This window comes from Kribbella alba (assembly GCF_039529635.1).
GTDB lineage: Bacteria > Actinomycetota > Actinomycetes > Propionibacteriales > Kribbellaceae > Kribbella > Kribbella alba.
Map to the genome: position 1 here is coordinate 17,721 of NZ_BAAANE010000012.1, position 15,772 is coordinate 33,492.

16 protein-coding genes are annotated in these 15,772 nt (G+C 68.5%); 7 read left to right on the forward strand and 9 right to left on the reverse strand.

From position 1 onward, the window contains the following. The first annotated feature begins 10 nt into the window (after positions 1–10). Positions 11–1,231 (forward strand): MFS transporter, encoded by a 1,221-nt coding sequence (locus ABD210_RS29510; RefSeq protein ID WP_344115914.1) that lies wholly within the window; start codon positions 11–13, stop codon positions 1,229–1,231. A gap of 6 nt (positions 1,232–1,237) precedes the next feature. Here ABD210_RS29510 and ABD210_RS29515 read toward each other — a convergent pair whose 3' ends face one another. Beyond that, the gene (locus tag ABD210_RS29515; protein ID WP_344115916.1) at positions 1,238–2,584 is read right to left on the reverse strand and encodes a UDP-glucose dehydrogenase family protein; all 1,347 of its coding nucleotides are present in this window, start codon (positions 2,582–2,584) and stop codon (positions 1,238–1,240) included. Between the two features lie 133 nt (positions 2,585–2,717). Between ABD210_RS29515 and ABD210_RS29520 the strand changes: the two genes are divergently transcribed. Next, positions 2,718–3,893 (forward strand): acyl-CoA dehydrogenase family protein, encoded by a 1,176-nt coding sequence (locus tag ABD210_RS29520; RefSeq protein ID WP_344115918.1) that lies wholly within the window; start codon positions 2,718–2,720, stop codon positions 3,891–3,893. A 55-nt stretch (positions 3,894–3,948) separates the two neighbouring features. Here ABD210_RS29520 and ABD210_RS29525 read toward each other — a convergent pair whose 3' ends face one another. From ABD210_RS29525 to ABD210_RS29535, 3 genes are all read right to left on the reverse strand, one after another. Beyond that, positions 3,949–4,986, reverse strand: coding sequence for an alpha/beta hydrolase (locus ABD210_RS29525; RefSeq protein WP_344115920.1), 1,038 nt, complete (start codon positions 4,984–4,986; stop codon positions 3,949–3,951). 256 nt (positions 4,987–5,242) lie between these two features. Next, the gene (locus ABD210_RS29530) at positions 5,243–6,892 is read right to left on the reverse strand and encodes a sensor histidine kinase (protein WP_344115922.1); all 1,650 of its coding nucleotides are present in this window, start codon (positions 6,890–6,892) and stop codon (positions 5,243–5,245) included. Then, the gene (locus tag ABD210_RS29535; RefSeq protein ID WP_344115924.1) at positions 6,855–7,442 is read right to left on the reverse strand and encodes a GNAT family N-acetyltransferase; all 588 of its coding nucleotides are present in this window, start codon (positions 7,440–7,442) and stop codon (positions 6,855–6,857) included. The genes ABD210_RS29530 and ABD210_RS29535 overlap by 38 nt, the downstream gene beginning before the upstream one ends. Before the next feature lie 55 nt (positions 7,443–7,497). On the opposite strand from ABD210_RS29535, the gene ABD210_RS29540 reads away from it, so the two are divergent. Further along, complete coding sequence (locus ABD210_RS29540; protein WP_344115926.1) at positions 7,498–8,001, forward strand: winged helix-turn-helix transcriptional regulator; 504 nt, start codon at positions 7,498–7,500, stop codon at positions 7,999–8,001. A 227-nt stretch (positions 8,002–8,228) separates the two neighbouring features. Here ABD210_RS29540 and ABD210_RS29545 read toward each other — a convergent pair whose 3' ends face one another. Further along, the gene (locus ABD210_RS29545; protein WP_344115928.1) at positions 8,229–8,351 is read right to left on the reverse strand and encodes a 50S ribosomal protein L36; all 123 of its coding nucleotides are present in this window, start codon (positions 8,349–8,351) and stop codon (positions 8,229–8,231) included. Between the two features lie 114 nt (positions 8,352–8,465). Then, the gene (locus ABD210_RS29550) at positions 8,466–9,338 is read right to left on the reverse strand and encodes a helix-turn-helix domain-containing protein (RefSeq protein ID WP_344115930.1); all 873 of its coding nucleotides are present in this window, start codon (positions 9,336–9,338) and stop codon (positions 8,466–8,468) included. 160 nt (positions 9,339–9,498) lie between these two features. Here ABD210_RS29550 and ABD210_RS29555 point away from each other — a divergent pair, with 160 nt between their 5' ends. Then, positions 9,499–10,329, forward strand: coding sequence for an SAM-dependent methyltransferase (locus ABD210_RS29555; RefSeq protein WP_344115932.1), 831 nt, complete (start codon positions 9,499–9,501; stop codon positions 10,327–10,329). A 4-nt stretch (positions 10,330–10,333) separates the two neighbouring features. Here the strand turns inward: ABD210_RS29555 and ABD210_RS29560 are convergent, their stop codons facing one another. Further along, a complete protein-coding gene (locus tag ABD210_RS29560; RefSeq protein ID WP_344115934.1) occupies positions 10,334–10,903 on the reverse strand; it encodes a helix-turn-helix domain-containing protein in 570 nt (189 codons plus the stop codon). Between the two features lie 53 nt (positions 10,904–10,956). Between ABD210_RS29560 and ABD210_RS29565 the strand changes: the two genes are divergently transcribed. The 3 genes from ABD210_RS29565 to ABD210_RS29575 are packed head-to-tail and all read left to right on the forward strand — an operon-like array spanning position 10,957 to position 12,591. After that, the gene (locus ABD210_RS29565; protein WP_344115936.1) at positions 10,957–11,649 is read left to right on the forward strand and encodes an AzlC family ABC transporter permease; all 693 of its coding nucleotides are present in this window, start codon (positions 10,957–10,959) and stop codon (positions 11,647–11,649) included. Beyond that, positions 11,646–11,957 carry an AzlD domain-containing protein gene (locus ABD210_RS29570; RefSeq protein WP_344115938.1) on the forward strand — a complete coding sequence of 104 codons (312 nt, stop codon included), beginning with the start codon at positions 11,646–11,648 and terminating at the stop codon, positions 11,955–11,957. Before ABD210_RS29565 ends, ABD210_RS29570 begins: the two co-directional genes overlap by 4 nt. 28 nt (positions 11,958–11,985) lie before the next feature. Continuing rightward, complete coding sequence (locus ABD210_RS29575; RefSeq protein ID WP_344115940.1) at positions 11,986–12,591, forward strand: hypothetical protein; 606 nt, start codon at positions 11,986–11,988, stop codon at positions 12,589–12,591. Between the two features lie 24 nt (positions 12,592–12,615). Here the strand turns inward: ABD210_RS29575 and ABD210_RS29580 are convergent, their stop codons facing one another. Both ABD210_RS29580 and ABD210_RS29585 read right to left on the reverse strand, forming a co-directional pair. Then, positions 12,616–14,664: a spermine/spermidine synthase domain-containing protein gene (locus ABD210_RS29580; RefSeq protein WP_344115942.1), complete on the reverse strand. Its 2,049-nt coding sequence runs from the start codon at positions 14,662–14,664 to the stop codon at positions 12,616–12,618. A 165-nt stretch (positions 14,665–14,829) separates the two neighbouring features. Then, positions 14,830–15,714 carry a S1 family peptidase gene (locus ABD210_RS29585; RefSeq protein WP_344115944.1) on the reverse strand — a complete coding sequence of 295 codons (885 nt, stop codon included), beginning with the start codon at positions 15,712–15,714 and terminating at the stop codon, positions 14,830–14,832. Between the last annotated feature and the right edge of the window lie 58 nt (positions 15,715–15,772).

Below are 15,772 nucleotides of genomic sequence, written 5' to 3' on the forward strand. Positions count from 1 at the left end.
GTCGTCGATCGTGACTCCGCCCACTGACTCGGACACACAGAGCATCCCGGCCCGTTACTGGGTCTGGCTGTTCGGTGCTGCCGTGTCCCTCCTCGGCGACCTGACGATGATGTTCGCCATCGGATGGTCCGCCACTCAGCACGGCGGCCGCGTCGCCGGGCTGGTCCTCCTGCTCGCCGCGGCACCTCGCGCTGCCCTGTTGCTGATCGGTGGTGCCGTAGGCGACCGCTTCGGTGCGCCCAAGGTTCTGCTGGCCAGTTGTGTCGCGATGTTCGTGCTCACGGCCGCGCTGGTTCCGGCGACCATCGCCCTGGGGGAGACGGTCTCACTGCTGATCGTCACGGCCCTGGCGGTCGGTGTGATCGACGCGTTCTTCATGCCCTCGTCCCGCTCGATGCCCCGCCTCCTCGTCCCGCCGGAGCAGATCCCGCGCGCCCTGGCGAGCTTCCAGGTGACCGGGGTCGTCTTCGCCGTCACCGGTACTGCGGTGGGTGGTCTGCTGGTCAGGTGGTCCGGCCTGACGGCCGCGGCCGGCTTCGACGCGCTGACGTTCGCCGTGATGATCGTCGTACTGCTTTCCCTGCGCGGCACGACCGCGCCGCACGGGCGGGTCACGACGGGGATGTTCCGGTCCATCGTGGACGGCGTGAAGATGGCGTTCGGGCGCCCGTTGACCCGGACGCTGCTGATCACGATGACGATCGCGGCCGGCCTGTTGATGCCGATGGACACGCTGCTGCTGCCGCTGCTGGCCCGGGACCACCGCTGGGACGCGGCGACGGCAGGTCTGCTGATCGCCTGCCGGAGTGTCGGGGTCGGCGTGATCGCGCTGCGCATCCTGACCCGTGGTGCCTTCCGCCGCCCGGGCCTGGTGGCTGCCCTCGGGCTTCTGCTCGGAAGCGTCGGCGTCATCGGCTTGTCGGTGCTGGACCCGTTGCCGTTGACGATCGCCGCTGCCTTCGTGAGCGGCGTCGGCGTCGGGACCTTCACGGGACACGTGCTGCCGCTGCTGATGAACTCGGTCGAGCGGGAGTACCAGTCGCGGCTGCAGTCCGTGGTGGTGTTGTGTCAGAGCCTCGCGCTCGTCGTGATGAACCCGGTGCTGGGCAGCCTGGCGGACGTGAACGGGGTGGGTATCACCGGTGTCTGCCTCGGCATCGGTATCGCGTCGGCCCTGATCGGACTCGTCGCACTCACCCGCCCCGTCCTTCGGAACGCCACGGTTTCCTGACCCCTGCTAGGGCTTTCCCGGGGCTCGGTAGATCCAGCCGGCGTCGCGCCACTTCTTCGCGTCGAGCGACAGCCTGGCGTCCACCACCACCGGGGTCTCCACCGCTCCCCGCAAGGCGGCCGGGTCCAGCTCGCGGAACTCGGGCCACTCGGTCAGGTGCAGGACCAGGTGAGCGCCCTCGCAGGCCTCGGCCGCGGACGCGGCGTACCGGAGTGTGGGCCGAACCCGCCGGGCGTTCTCCATCGCCTCCGGGTCGTACACGGTGACGGTCGCGCCGTGCAGCTGGATGCGCCCGGCCACATCGAGCGCAGGCGAGTCGCGGACGTCGTCGGTGCCCGCCTTGAACGCCGCGCCGAGCACGGTGACGTTCCGGCCCACCCATTCCGCGCCGAGCAGTTCGTGGGTGACGTCCACGATCCGCGCCCGCCGGTGCTGGTTGATGTCGTCGACCTCGCGGAGCAGCGTGATCACCTCTTCCACGCCGAGTTCACCCGCCCTGGCCATGAACGCGCGCAGGTCCTTCGGCAGGCAGCCGCCGCCGTACCCCGGGCCGGCGTTCAGCATGCCGCGGCCGATCCGCTTGTCGTGGCCGAGTGCGTCCGCGAGCTGGGTGACGTCCGCGCCGGTCGCGTCGGCCATCTCCGCGAGCGCGTTGATGAAGGAGATCTTCGTTGCCAGGAAGGCGTTCGCGCCGCCCTTGACCAGCTCGGCCGTGGGCAGGTTGCAGACCACGACGGGCGTGCCCTCGGCGATCGGGCCGGCGAACACCTCGCGCAGCCTCGCCTCGGCGGCTTCGGACTGTACGCCGAACACCAGGCGGTCCGGGTGCAGCGTGTCGTCGACGCCGTGGGCCTCGCGGAGGAACTCCGGCTGCCAGGCGATCTCGACGGATTCACCGGCCGGGGCCTCGGCGTGGAACCGCTTCTCCACGAGCTTCGACGTACCGACCGGGACGGTGGAGCGGCCGACCACCAGGCACGGCCGGGTCAGCAGCGGGGCGAGCATGTCGACCACCGAGTTCACCTGGGCCAGATCGGCGGCGTCGCTGCCCTCGAGTTGCGGCGTGCCCACGCAGACGAAGTGCACGTCAGCCCAGTCGGCCACCTCGCGGTAGTCCTTGGTGAACCGCAGCCGGCCGGAGTCAGTGTGCTTCTTCAGCAGTGGATCCAGACCCGGCTCGTACAGCGGGGCCTTGCCGTCGTTGAGCAGTTTCAACCGGTGCTCGTCGATCTCGACCCCGACCACGTCGAAGCCGAACTCGGCCATCCCCGCGGCAGTGTTGGCGCCGAGGTAGTTGGTGCCGATCACGGAGATCCGCAGCGGTCGCTCGCTGGTGGGCGTGCCTTCAGTCATGCGGGCGACTCTACCGATGGTGGTTATCAGCTGGTGACCGGAGCATGGCCGGCGTTCGTTCACGGTGCGCTGTTGGTCACTTTCGCAGTACTGCGGGTCCCGGTGCCGGGTGATCCGTCGTAGATTGTGACTCGTGAGTAACTCATTCGACCTGTACGCGCTGTCCGAGGAGCACCAGGCGATCCGGGAGGCCGTGCGCGACGTCTGCGACGCCAAGGTCGCCCCGCACGCCGGTGACGTGGACGAGCTGGCCGAGTTCCCGAAGGCCTCGTACGACGCGTTGAAGGCGTCCGACTTCCACGCCCCGCACATCCCCGAGCAGTACGGCGGGGCCGGGGCGGACGCGCTCGCCACTGTGATCGTGATCGAGGAGGTGGCCCGCGCCTGCGCGTCCACCTCGCTGATCCCCGCGGTGAACAAGCTGGGCTCGTTGCCGTTGCTGCTGTCGGCCTCGGACGAGGTCAAGGACCGCTACCTGCCGCCGGTGGCCGCCGGGGACGCGATGTTCTCGTACTGCCTGTCGGAGCCCGAGGCGGGTTCGGACGCGGTGTCGATGAAGACGCGCGCCGTGTTCAACTCAGCTGACGGCGGCGATTTCTATGTCCTGAACGGTGTGAAGCGCTGGATCACCAACGCCGGCGTGAGCGACTTCTACACGGTGTTCGCGGTGACTGATCCCTCCGCGCGTTCGAAGGGCATCAGTGCCTTCGTGGTCGAGAAGTCCGACGAGGGCGTGTCGTTCGGTGCGCCGGAGAAGAAGCTCGGCATCAAGGGATCCCCGACCCGCGAGGTCTACTTCGACAACGTCCGGATCCCCGCGTCCCGGATGATCGGTGACCCGGGCACCGGGTTCAGTACGGCGATGTCGACTCTGGACCACACCCGCGTGACGATCGCCGCGCAGGCGTTGGGGATCGCGCAGGGCGCGCTGGACTATGCGCTCGGCTATGTGAAGGAGCGCAAGCAGTTCGGCAAGGCGCTCGCGGAGTTCCAGGGCCTGCAGTTCATGCTCGCCGACATGGGCATGAAGATCGAGGCGGCCCGCCAACTCACGTACGCCGCGGCGGCTCGCTCGGAACGCGGCGACAGCGACCTCACGTACTTCGGCGCCGCCGCCAAATGCTTCGCCTCCGACGTCGCCATGGCCGTCACCACAGACGCAGTACAGCTCCTCGGCGGCTACGGCTACACCCACGACTACCCGGTCGAACGCATGATGCGCGATGCCAAGATCACCCAGATCTACGAAGGCACCAACCAAGTGCAGCGCATCGTGATGGCCCGGCAGCTGCTCAAGGGCCTCAGCTGACAGTTGGCAGCGACCGTCCCCGTCACACAATTAGCGTGACGGGGACGGTTCGGGTTCAGCTGTCGACGCCCAGTGCGTCGAGCAGGATCGGGAGTGAAGCGTGCAGTTCGCGCTGCCAGTACGCCCACCCGTGGGTGCCCGGTCCGTAGAAGTTGGTCGTCAGGTGCTTGGCGCCGGCGCGGTTGAGTTCGGCGGCGAGCGCGTGGTTCTGACGGTTGAAGTCGGCCTCCAGGGCGTCACTACGCCCGGGCGGGTCGAATGGTCCGGCGGTACCGTCGCCGCACGACAGGTACACAGGCAGGGACCTGAGCCGTTTCGCCAGGTAGTACGGGTCGTGTGCCTCCCAGATATCGCGCTGGGCGACCGGGTCGCCCCAGACGCGGAGCGGGTCGTTGCCCTGGCCGGCGAAGAAGCCCATGATCCGTTTCACCGACTCGTCGTTGAGCAGTGGGTGCGCCGAACCGGAGTACGACGCGACCGCGCGGAACATGCCCGGGTGCCGGGCGGCGTACAGGAGCGAGCCCTGACCACCCATCGACAGTCCGGCGACGACGCGGTTGGTGCTGGCGCCCCAGTTGTGCTCGAGCAGGTGTTGCAGTTCGACGGTGTGGAAGGTCTCCCACGCCGGGTCTCCGCCCGCGCCGTAATTCCACCAGTCGCTGTACCAGCCGTTCCAGCCGGCCTCCGGCATGACCACCAGGACCTTGCGGAGGCTGTCGATCTTCGCGATGTCGGTACCCGACCATGAGGTGTAGTTCCCACAGCAACCGTGCAGCAGCCAGAAGGTCGGCCAGTGCTGGCTGCGATCGGCGGGGTTCCAGCCGTCGGGTGTTAGCAGCCGAACCTTGACGGTCCGGCCGCCGAGGGCCTGCGACCGCACGGACAGGTCGACCAGGCGGTCCGCGATCGGCGTGACCGCGACGACTTCGGCGCCGAGGGGTGCCGGCTGGGCGGTCTCGACGGCGGGCGCCGCCGTCGTCGGGGGAGCGGCTACCGCCGGCGCGAGTGGCCAGAGGGCCAGCAGGGCTAACAGGAGCGTGATGAGCAGCGCTCGCCTGCGGGGCGCCGAGCGCCGGGCTGGTTCGGTCAGCATGGAATCACCTCTCGGGCGTAAAGGTTGCGGTGAGCCGCAGGTCGGCAGTCACCGTGCTGATGTAGCGGGAGCGGTGGGACACAGTCGAACGGGCGTGCATGAGCGACCTCCGTGGTGGTGCGGAACGGGCCCCTGGAAGGCCCTGTCGCCGGGCGGCGCCAGAAAGTTAAACCATGCGTATTACTAGCTCAAGATGCCGACTGTTCCCTTGTCGACGGGCGGTCTGATTAATGGGCTCAGCGGTAGCGAACAGGGGTTACAGACCTCCCGGGCTGACCGGAAGCTCGCAGTTCACCGTCGTGCCTTCGCCCGCCGGGCTGTGCAGGGTGAAGGTGCCGCCCAGCGCCTCGACGCGGTCCCTCAGCCAGATCAGCCCTGAGCCCAAGCGCGGGTCGGCGCCGCCGATGCCGTCGTCACGTACGGACAGCCTCAGCGTGCCGCCGGAGTTTTCCGCCTCCACCTCGACCAGCGAGGCACGGGCGTGCTGCGCCGCGTTGGTGAGCGTCTCCGAGACGACGTAGTAGCCGCCCACCTCGAGTGGCTCGGGCAGCCGGCCGTCGAGCCGCAGGTCCAGCTCCACGGGCACGGCCGAGCGCCGCGCGAGTGCTCGCAGTGCCGGCTTGAGTCCCGCGCTGGAGAGGATCGCCGGATGAATGCCGCGGCTGGTCTCTCGCAGTTCGTCGATCACCCCGAGGAGTGCTGTGGCCACGTCCGTGAGCTCGGTTCGGATGTCATCACCACTGTCGCTTGGTGCCGCTGCCACGGAACGCAGCCTGAGTGCCAGTGCGACCAGGTCTTGCTGTGCACCGTCGTCGATGTCGCGCTGGATCCGTCGCCGGGCATCGTCCGAGGCCGCGACGATCCGCGCCCGGGAGCTGAGGAGCTCCGACCGGTTCTGCGCGTTCGCGACCGCGGTGGCGACCAGGTCAGTGAACGCAGTCATCCGCTCCTCGGTGTCGAGCGGCAGCGGCCCCTGCCCTGACCCGACCGCGATCATTCCCCAGAGTCGGCCGTTGACGTGGATCGGCATGGCGACGGCGGCCCGCAGTCCCTCGCGGAGATAGGGCTCCCCTCCCGGAACGTTGCCGTAGTCATCGACGCGCGCGGGCTGGCCGGTACGCAGGACTGTTTCCGTCAGCCCGGTCGCCGGATAGCCCTCCCAGCGTTTCCCGACTCGCACGTGCGGCCCCGTCGTGCCTTCATTGGCGAGGAGTGTCGCCGTTCCGTCGAGTTCGTACCGGATCATCCTGGCGGTGCCGCTGCCGAAATGCCGGAGAGCCTCGCTCGTCGCGGCCGCGAACACAGCCTCCGGTGGCTCGCCCCGGGCGACCAGCGTGGCCAGCCGCCGCAGCGCCGCCTGGGTGTCGGCGAGTTCGTGAAGTTCGGCCTCCGCCCGTGCATTGGCGATCGCGGTCGCGACGAGTTCCGTGAACGAGGCAAGACGTGCCTCCGTGTCCAGGGGCAGCGCATGCTTATCGACCGAGCAGACGATCAGGGCGCCCCAGACGCGGCCCTGGACGATGATCGGCGCCCCGACCGCCGCCGAGAAACCCGCCTCCCGGGCAGCCACCGCAGGTCCGCCGGAGGCGTCGGCGTAGCTGTCGATCCGGGCCGGGCGGCGGGTCTCCGCGATGATGGTGGTGAGGTTCTTGCCCCCGAGCGGTTCCCGGGAGCCGACCGGAGGCATCGCCCCGCCGGTGGTTCTCCAGTTGGCGACGATGGTCGCCGTACCGTCGGACTCGTACCGGATCATCGTCGTTTGGTCGGCCTGAAGCAGTTGCCCCGCCTCGGCAGGCACTGCGGCGAACAACTCGTCCGCCGGCGCTCCGCGCGCGACCAGTGTCGCGACCCGCCGTAGCGCCGCCTGCTCATCGGCAAGCTGACGCAACTGCGTCCGTGGGGGCACGAGGCTGACGGTAGTCCGGTGCTCGGCGCGATGGCAACGCCGTCCAGGCGGCCGTTGTCCGACCCTGGGGATCCGCGGGGACGATGAAGTTGAGGAGGGGGCCGTCGCGTTCGACCGGGGCGGTCGGCCAGCGGCGACGAACCATCCTGGCGACGCGATCGTTCGCTGCGTTGACGACGAAGAGGAAGTGCTTCGCGCCGGCGTCGTAGGCGTGAGCCGCGGCCGTGGCGAGCATCCGTACTCCGAGGCCGCGGCGTTGCTCCGCCTCGCTGATCACCACCGCGAGTTCGGCCGTCGGCTCGGCGCTGTTCGCGACCCAGGCCCACATCGCGTGCCCCACGATCGAGTCGTCCCGGGTCGCCACCCAGGCGCCGCCGGTCGGGCAGAGCAACCGCAACAGCAGGGCCGGTCGTGGTGGACGGCCGATCGCCGTCTGGAAGCGGAAGTACAGGCTGTGATCGGCCAGCCCGGTCAACATCGTCGCAAGTCCCTCCGCGTCCGGCTCGCCGGCTGTGCGGATCTGCGGGCACCCCACCTGAGTCTGGTTCACGGATTCAGGGTTGCCTGGGCTGGCTGAGTCTGTCAAGAAGACTTATCCTCGGACCATGAGTGAGCTGGACACCATGCCGCAAACCAGGCCGGAAGCGATGCGGTGGTCGACGGAGAACTGCACGATCTCCCGGACGATGCAGATCCTGGGCGAGAAGTGGACGTTCCACGTGCTGCGCGAGATCTTCGTCGGCGTCCGCCGCTTCGAGGACATCCGCGCCCGGGCGGACATTCCCCGCCAGGTCCTGACCGACCGGCTCGCCGCACTGATCGAGCGCGGCCTGCTCCGCCGCCAGCCGTACCGGTTGCCCGGTCAGCGCGAGCGCTACGAATACCGGCTGACCCAAGCCGGGCTCGACCTCTATCCGGTTTTGGTCGCGCTGGTCCAGTGGGGCGACGCGTACCTTCCGCTGGATGGCGGGCCACCCCTCGTCCCGCAACACCGCGACTGCGGCGAGAAGGTCAGCGTCGTACTGCGTTGCGCAGCCGGCCACGAACCCACCCCACGCGAAGTCGCCTTCCGCCCCGGCCCAGGGGCCCAACCCCGCACCCTGGACTGATCGGGCAGCGTGAGTCGCCTCCTCGACGCCTTCGGTCGCCGCACATCGTCACAGCGCCTGGGGATGCACGCCTGCCTTGCCATCCAGGAACCACGCGTTGGTCTGCTGTGGTCAGACCGATCTATGACATAAGCAGGTGCCACCTGCTTATGTCAGCTGTTGTAGGTGCGGGTTGGTGAGATGAGGACCCTCAGACCACGGCCAGGCCGCTTCCGCGACGGTGGTCATCAGCCCTGCCGGGCCTTGAAACGAGGCTCCTTGCGGTTGATGACGTAGACCCGCCGGCCGCGACGCACGACCTGCGCGCCCTGCTTCGACTTCAGTGCCCTCAAAGACCGTCGTACCTTCATGGTGTTCCTCTCTGTCCGCTGCCCGGGTAACACGGATCAGGCCACGAATCTTCCCGAGGCTCTCAGCGGGGCGTGATCGCCAGCCCACCGCCCGGAACCTGCCATCCGGCAGGGTCAGTCGAGCCGCTTGATGGCGTCGTTGATGACTCGCTCCGTAGTGCGCGGCTGGGCGGCGGCGACGGCAAGGGCGTCCATGGTGACGACGTAGAGGTCGAGATCCTCGCGCTTGTCCAGGTAGACCGCGCTGGTGAGGTGCTCGATGTAGACGACGTCGGGAAGGTCGGCCTCGTTGAACCGCAGCAGGCTGAACGCACCGCCCGTCGCCGGGTACCCGCCCCCGTCGAACGGGATGACCTGCAGCGTGACGTTGTGCCGCCGCGACGCCTCGAGCAGGTGCTCCAGCTGCGCGCGGAACACCGCGTCGCCGCCGATGGGACGACGGAGGACGGCTTCGTCGATGACCGCCCAGAGGCGGGCGGGTCGCTTCCGGGTGAGCACCGCTTGGCGCGACATCCGCAACGTCACCAGCCGATCCACCTCCGCGGACGGCAGCGGACGGTCGCGCCCGAGCTGCACGACCGCCCGGGCGTACTCCGGGGTCTGCAGCAGGCCGGGCACGAACTGGAGCTCGAAGGTGCGGATCAGGTCCGCGGCCATCTCGAGCCCGAGGTAGGAGTGGAACCAGGTCGGCGTCAGGTCGTCGTACCGCTGCCACCAGCCGGGGTTGTTCGCGTCGCGAGCCAGCATCAGCAGCCGCTCGCGCTGCTCCGGGTCGTCCAGCTTGTAGAGCGTGAGCAGGTCGTCGACATCGCGGACCTTGAAACCGACCCGGCCCAGCTCCAGCCGGCTGATCTTGGACTCCGAACCGCGGATCGCCCAGCCCGCGTCGGTGCGGCTGATGCCGGCCTCCTCGCGAAGCCGGCGCAGGTGGGCGCCGAGCATGATTCGCAGGGCGGTCGGCCCGCCGAACGAACCCGACTCCGTCACGGTTCTCCTCAACTCATCGCTGCGTGCCCGGAGAAGGATCATTTCATGACATTCGGTGACTCCGTCCACCCCGACGCGCCCGCACAGGACGAGCCGGACCCCCTACGCTGAGTAGGGTCGATTCCGACGTACGAAAAACCCATCACCTGCGAGGTCGCCGATGCCCGACGCCACCAAAGCCCCCAGTTCCGTCCCTGTGGGCGTCGACACGAGCCGGGCGAGTATCGCCCGGGTCTACGACGCCGCACTGAACGGCAAGGACAACTTCGAGATCGACCGCGAAGTACTGCGGCAAGTCGCGACGGTGGCTCCCCAGGTGAACGACCTCGCCTGGTCGAACCGGAACTTCCTGATCCGGGCCTGCCGGTTCCTGGCCGGCCAGGCGGGCATCACGCAGTACCTGGACTGCGGATCCGGACTGCCGACCGCCGAGAACACCCACCAGGTGGTGCAGCGGCTGCAGCCCGAGGCCAAGGTGCTGTACATCGACAACGACCCGGTGGTGCTCGCGCACGGTCGCGCGCTGCTGGAGGAGAACGAGAACACGCTGTTCATCAGTGCCGACATCTTCGATCCGGAGGAGGTGCTCGGCACGCCAGAGGTCCGGGAGTTCCTCGACTTCTCCCAACCGATCGCGCTGATCCACAACGGCACGTTGCACCACTACCTCGGCGACGACGGCCCCGAGTTGATGAAGAAGTACGTCGACGCGCTGGCTCCCGGGTCGTACACGGTGATCGCGCACTTCCTCGACCCGCAGACCCCCGAGCACTCGCAGATCGCGCGGGCGATGGAGGACAGGTTCACCCACAGCCCGATGGGCAGCGGCGTGTTCCGGACCCACGACCAGATCAAGGCGATGTTCGGCGACCAGGAGTTCGTGGAGCCGGGCCTGGTGCTGTGCGACGACTGGTGGCCGGACGGCCCGCGCGTCCACCCGCTCAACCAGGTGGAGGAGTGCATCGCCGGCGGCGTCGCCCGCAAGCCCTGAAGCACTAGCTCGTCTCGGAGATCAGTACTGCGGTGGTGTTCGGCGCCAGCGCCTTGAACAGGTGCGGGTGGTCGCCCGGGTAGACGATGTAGTCGCCCGGGGTGAGCTCCACCGGTTCATCGAGCGGGCCGATCAATGCCCTCCCGGTGCTGAGGACCACGTGTTCCACGGTGCCGGGCATGTGCGGCTGGGACTCGCGACCCGGGCCGGGAGCCACGTCGAGGCGGTAGATGTCGCGGCGGGCGTTCGGTGGGCAACTCGCGACCAGTGTGGCGCGGTAGTCGGCCTGCTCGGACCGGATCGCCGGGCCCTCGCCCGCGCGGATCACCTGGACCTTGGGGCGCGGTGGTTCGAGCAGGTCGGCGAACTGGATCTCCAGCGTCACTGAGAGCGCCCAGAGCGTCTCGACGCTGGGGTTGCCGGTGCCTGACTCCAGTTGCGACAGGGTCGACTTCGCGATGCCCGCGCGCTTCGCCAACTCGGTGAGCGACAGACCCGCGCGTGAGCGTTCCCGGCGCAGCGAGGCCGCGATCACGTCGAGTGGTGCCTTGCTGTCCATCTGTGTTCGCTCCATCGGTCTACCCGTTCGGCTTGACGAACGCCCGGCTCCTGTTCATCATAAAACCCATGCGTTCGATATGGCGAACACTGGATCGCGGGTTGCTGCGCGACGTCGCGCTGGTCTGCGTGGCCGACGGCGTGGTGGGTCTGTCGTACGGCGCGATCAGCGTCGGCGGGGGATTCCAGCTCTGGGTCCCGGTGGTCCTTTCCCTGCTGGTGTTCGCCGGCGCCTCCCAGTTCCTCTTCGTCGGGATCGTCGCGGCCGGGGGCAGTCCCGTCGCGGCGGTGATCGCCGGACTGCTGGTGAACACCCGGCACGTGGCGTTCGGGCTGGCGCTCAGCGATGTGCTCGGCAAGGGCTGGCGGCGGGTGGTCGCGAGCCACCTGCTGATCGACGAGAACACCGCATTCGCGCTCGGCCAGGACGAGTACCGCCGCCGGCGCGCGGCCTACTGGGCCTGCGGGCTCGGGATCTTCGTCAGCTGGAACCTCGGTGTAGTCCTCGGCGCGGCCGCCGGCTCGGTGATCACCGACACCGACGCGTTCGGCCTGGATGCGGCATTCCCCGCCGTCCTGCTGGCCCTGGTGCTGCCCTCCTTGCGGGACCGATCGACCCGTACTGCGGTGTTGGTCGGCGTGGGGGTCGCGTTGGCGACGGCGCCCTTCCTGCCGGCCGGATTGCCTGTGCTGCTGGCGTTGGTGGGGCTGATCTTCTACCGGGCCGAGCAGCAGGCCCCCGAACCGGGGGCAGTCCGATGACGTTGCTGGTCGCGATCCTGGTACTTGCCGTGGGCACCTTTTCGCTGCGGATCGCGGGTCCGATGATGCGGACGCGGTTCGAGCTGCCCGAGCGGGCGGAGAAGGTGTTGGCGGCGGCCGCGGTCGTGCTGCTCGCCGCGTTGGTGGCGACCGCCGCGCTGACCGACGGACACGGCGCAGCGGGGATCGCCCGTCCGGCCGGAGTGCTCGTTGGCGGCGTACTGGCGCTGCGCAAAGCGCCGTTCGTGCTGGTGGTCGTGGCAGCCGCAGCCACCGCGGCGGGATTGCGGCTGCTCGGCGTACCGTGAGATCACTGCGGGCAGCTAGCGTTCGGGTATGACGAGTGACTCAGTGCAGCCCGCGCCACCTCGGCGGACCCTGATCTGGTTCGCTGTCGGTTCGTTCGTGATCGGGCTGGTCCTGGCCGGGTTGTTCGCCTGGCGGATCGTGCAGACCGCGCCGAAGTCGCCGGAACCGATCGGCGAGAGCACGGTGCACCTCGAGAAGGACGGGCTGACCGTCTACAGCTCCACGCCGGTGCTGTCGCCGACCTGCGAGGCGAAGGACTCGAACGGCTCCGACGTGCCGCTGAGCCCGGTCAGCGGGTCAGAACTGCTCACGATCAACTCCGAGACCTGGTATGTGGTCGTCCGCTCGGTGAAACCGGTGCCGCCGGGGGACTACGTCATCAGCTGCGCCGACGACGAAACCGGTACTACGTACGCAGTCGGCCCGCGCGACTCCGTCGCCGGTTTCGTCGTGTCGATCTTCGGCCTGATCGGCTCGGTCCTGATCTTCTTCGGGCTGGGCCTGGTCCTTCTGATCCTCGCCCTGGTGAGGCGCCGCCGCACCAACCGCCCGAGCAACACCTTCCCGACCTACCGAACCGGCCCCGACCCGGGCGCGGACCCACGCCCAGACGACCGACCGCAAGACAGCTGACGCTCAACCCGCGGTGTCGGTCGTTCAGGCTGCTGCTCTCGTAAGGGTTTTCGGGCGGAGGAGGAAGGCGCCGGCGTACAGGACGGCGGCGACAATGAGGAGGCCGTGGAAGCCGATCAGGAGCGCGGCGTACTCCAGGCAGCCGCCGAGCATGGCGCCGAGGAGGTTGGCGCCGAAGCTCGCGGTGCCGTCGGCCGTATCGGTGAACCGCTTGGCGAAGACCACGTTCGCCGCGAAGATCGGCAGGAACGCGATCAGCACCGCGGCCAGCGCGCGCAACCCGACCGGCATCGAGAGCAACCAGCTGTCCGGGAACACCCAGCTCAACGCCAGCCCCGCGAACAGCACGACGTACATCACCTTCAGCGGTGGTGTCTTGAACCGCCTCGTCACTTCGACGGCAGCCAGTACGGCGACCAGCACGCCGGCGAACACGATCGCGTTCACCACCCACGTGGTTCCGAACAACAGCGCGAACCCGGTGATGCTCTTGGTCTCCAGCAACATGAATCCGGCGCCCAGCAGGAAAAGGTCCGCATACGGCCGCATCCGCCGGTACGACGAGCCGCCGCCCGCGATCCCGACCCCGATCAGCCCGGCCACCAGGATCAACCCGAGCGTCACCAGGTAGAGCGACGGGATCCGGTCCGTGAACAGGTACAGGAACGGCCGGTTGTCCGTCGCAGGAGGCGGCGTGATCGCAGTCGGCCCGGCCCAGGCGGTACCGCAGGACTGGTCAGCCTCCGTCAACCCCGCGGTGATGACGGCCTGCTGGAGGTCACCGCCCTCCTTGTCGACGCAGGGGACGTGCCCGAACGCCTTCTGCGCGGTCGACGCGAGCCGGTCGATCAACCAGGTCTCGCGGTAGAAGTTGTACATCGCGAACGCGCCACCCGGCTTCAGGTGTTCCCGCGCGCTCTTGAACGCCTCCTCGGTGAACAGGTAGCTCTCCAGCCGCAGCGAGCTCGCGCCGTTCACCAGCGTCAGCGAGTCCGGCAGGGCCAGCAGGATCAGGTCGTACTTCGTGTCGGTGCGCGACAGGAACGCCCGCCCGTCGTCGATGTGGGACGACACCCGCGGGTCCTGGTACGGGTGGTCCGGGTGCCGCTCGCGGCCGATGTCGCGGATCCGCGGGTCGATCTCGACGGCGTCGACGTGCTTGGCGCCCTTGCTCAGCGCGATCGCGACGTCGGTACCACTGCCCGCGCCGATGATGAGCACGTTGTCCGGCTGCTTCCCCGCCGCGGCCCGCTGGTACGGCAGCCCGTACTGCGACTCCCACTGCAGCCTGGCTTCCGCCGGAATGGCCTGCTGGTGCGGCACACCGTTCACCGTGATCGTCAGCACCGGCGTGTTGCGGAACTCGGTCGAGCTCGTCTGCACCTTGTAGTACGGCGACCAGCTGTTCTCCGGCTGGGTGGACTCGTGGAACAGCACGCCGAGCATCACGACCAGCGGCGTGAGCACCAACGCCGCGCTGAGCGCCATGGCGGTGGTCTTGGCAGTCGTCTTGGCAGTGGTCGTGGCAGGGGTCTTGGCTTGCGGAACCATCAGCACCACGAAAGCGATCGTGACGATCAGGCCCCACCAGATCGGCGGAGCGCCGAGGAACGACAGCGCCGTGAAGGAGACGATGCCGATCAGGCTGCCGATCAGGTCGAACCGGTACGCGGTCAGCCGGGGCAGTTCGGCGAAGCACCGGCCGACCAGCTCGGCCGGTCCGGCCAGAACGACCGCAGCCGCGACGAAGATGATCGGCAGGATCACCCACACCGGCGGTCCGGTGGTGCTCAGACTGGTGAAGTAGATGACGCTCGACGAACTGCCGCGGTTGACCGTTACCGGCTTCCAGGCGATCACCGCGACCAGCAGGCCCAGCATCACCGGGGAGTAGTACGGAAGCCGCTTCGCCCGGCTGGATCGCAGGATGCCGATCCCGATGCCGAGGAACGAGCCGAGCAGCACGAAGTTCGAGAAGTAGCTCAGGTGCACGACGTTCGAGCCGGTCCAGCGGATCAGCGCGAGCTCGAGGAACAGCATCAGCGCGCTGGACGCGATCAGCCGTGTACGCACGCCGAGGGGGCTGGGCCATCGATCGGCGCTGGCCTGAGCGGGTGTGGAGGAGTCGACTGCCATGGGCGGCGACCATACCTGATCGGAAGTGGGCAGCATCACCCTTTCACGAAAATTCGCAGTACGGCGGCCGTGGCAGGCGACCGCCGTACCTGCGCAGCGTGATCAGGCCGCGGGCTTCACCAGTTGGCAGCCGGCCCTGTTCAGGTCGATCGTGCGCGTGGCGGTCAGACAGGTGTAGAGCCACCAGGTCTGCTCCCCGTAAGCCGCACCCTGATCCACCGTGATGTTGCCTGCCGCATCCACCTCGCACGGGTTGTTCACCGTGCAGCGCTGGCCGTCCTCGTTGCCGGTGTTGTTCACACCGATCACCTCACCGGTGGTGGTGCTCACCACCGGTGAACCCGACGTACCGCCGATCGTCTCGCAGCCGGGCTGGCGGTACTTGATCGAGCTCTTCCAGGTCCAGTCGCCCTCGCGCAGTTCCGGGATGGTCGCCTGCACCGAGCAGGTGTAGATCCGCTTCCAGTAGCCCGACATCACGGCCATGCCGGCGCCGTCCGCGGGACCCTGCTTGGCCAGGGTGAGCGGGCTGACGTTCAGCCGTGACTTGATCGAGGCGTAGGACTCGTTCACCTCGTACACGATCATGTCGGTCTTGGTCATCGTGCCGTAGAGGATCCGGCTGGCCCGGACGGCGCCGGCCCGGCTGGAGTCCGGCCGGAGCAACGTGATCGACCGGGTGGATGCACGGTTCACCAGCACCTGGCCCGGGTTCAGGAACCCGCCTTCGTAGCAGTGCCCGTTGGTGAGCACCAGGGCCCTGTCGGTCGACACCGACTCGGCGTACCGGACGAGCGAGGCCGAGCAGTTGCTGAGCGCGGCGATGCCGGTGAAGTCGGCGCCGGGCGCGGCTGCGGCTGCTGGCTGGGCCTTGGCTGCCGGGGATGTGGCGGCCTGGTCTGCTTCGACGGCCAGCGCCTGGCTGCCGCCGAGCAGCACTGTGCTGACCGCTATCGCGGACACGGTAAGGGAACGGAACAGTCTCATGGGCGGTTTCCTGTCCTCACGGGAAAGATTGCTTGCGATGGGTTTGCAAGCAGGGCGT

Bases quoted from the DNA above. Each gene is read 5' to 3' on its own strand.
- ABD210_RS29515 (WP_344115916.1), bottom strand. From the start codon at position 2,584: ATGACTGAAGGCACGCCCACCAGCGAGCGACCGCTGCGGATCTCCGTG.
- ABD210_RS29525 (WP_344115920.1), bottom strand. From the start codon at position 4,986: ATGCTGACCGAACCAGCCCGGCGCTCGGCGCCCCGCAGGCGAGCGCTG.
- ABD210_RS29540 (WP_344115926.1), top strand. From the start codon at position 7,498: ATGAGTGAGCTGGACACCATGCCGCAAACCAGGCCGGAAGCGATGCGG.
- ABD210_RS29545 (WP_344115928.1), bottom strand. From the start codon at position 8,351: ATGAAGGTACGACGGTCTTTGAGGGCACTGAAGTCGAAGCAGGGCGCG.
- ABD210_RS29555 (WP_344115932.1), top strand. From the start codon at position 9,499: ATGCCCGACGCCACCAAAGCCCCCAGTTCCGTCCCTGTGGGCGTCGAC.
- ABD210_RS29560 (WP_344115934.1), bottom strand. From the start codon at position 10,903: ATGGAGCGAACACAGATGGACAGCAAGGCACCACTCGACGTGATCGCG.
- ABD210_RS29565 (WP_344115936.1), top strand. From the start codon at position 10,957: ATGCGTTCGATATGGCGAACACTGGATCGCGGGTTGCTGCGCGACGTC.
- ABD210_RS29570 (WP_344115938.1), top strand. From the start codon at position 11,646: ATGACGTTGCTGGTCGCGATCCTGGTACTTGCCGTGGGCACCTTTTCG.
- ABD210_RS29575 (WP_344115940.1), top strand. From the start codon at position 11,986: ATGACGAGTGACTCAGTGCAGCCCGCGCCACCTCGGCGGACCCTGATC.
- ABD210_RS29585 (WP_344115944.1), bottom strand. From the start codon at position 15,714: ATGAGACTGTTCCGTTCCCTTACCGTGTCCGCGATAGCGGTCAGCACA.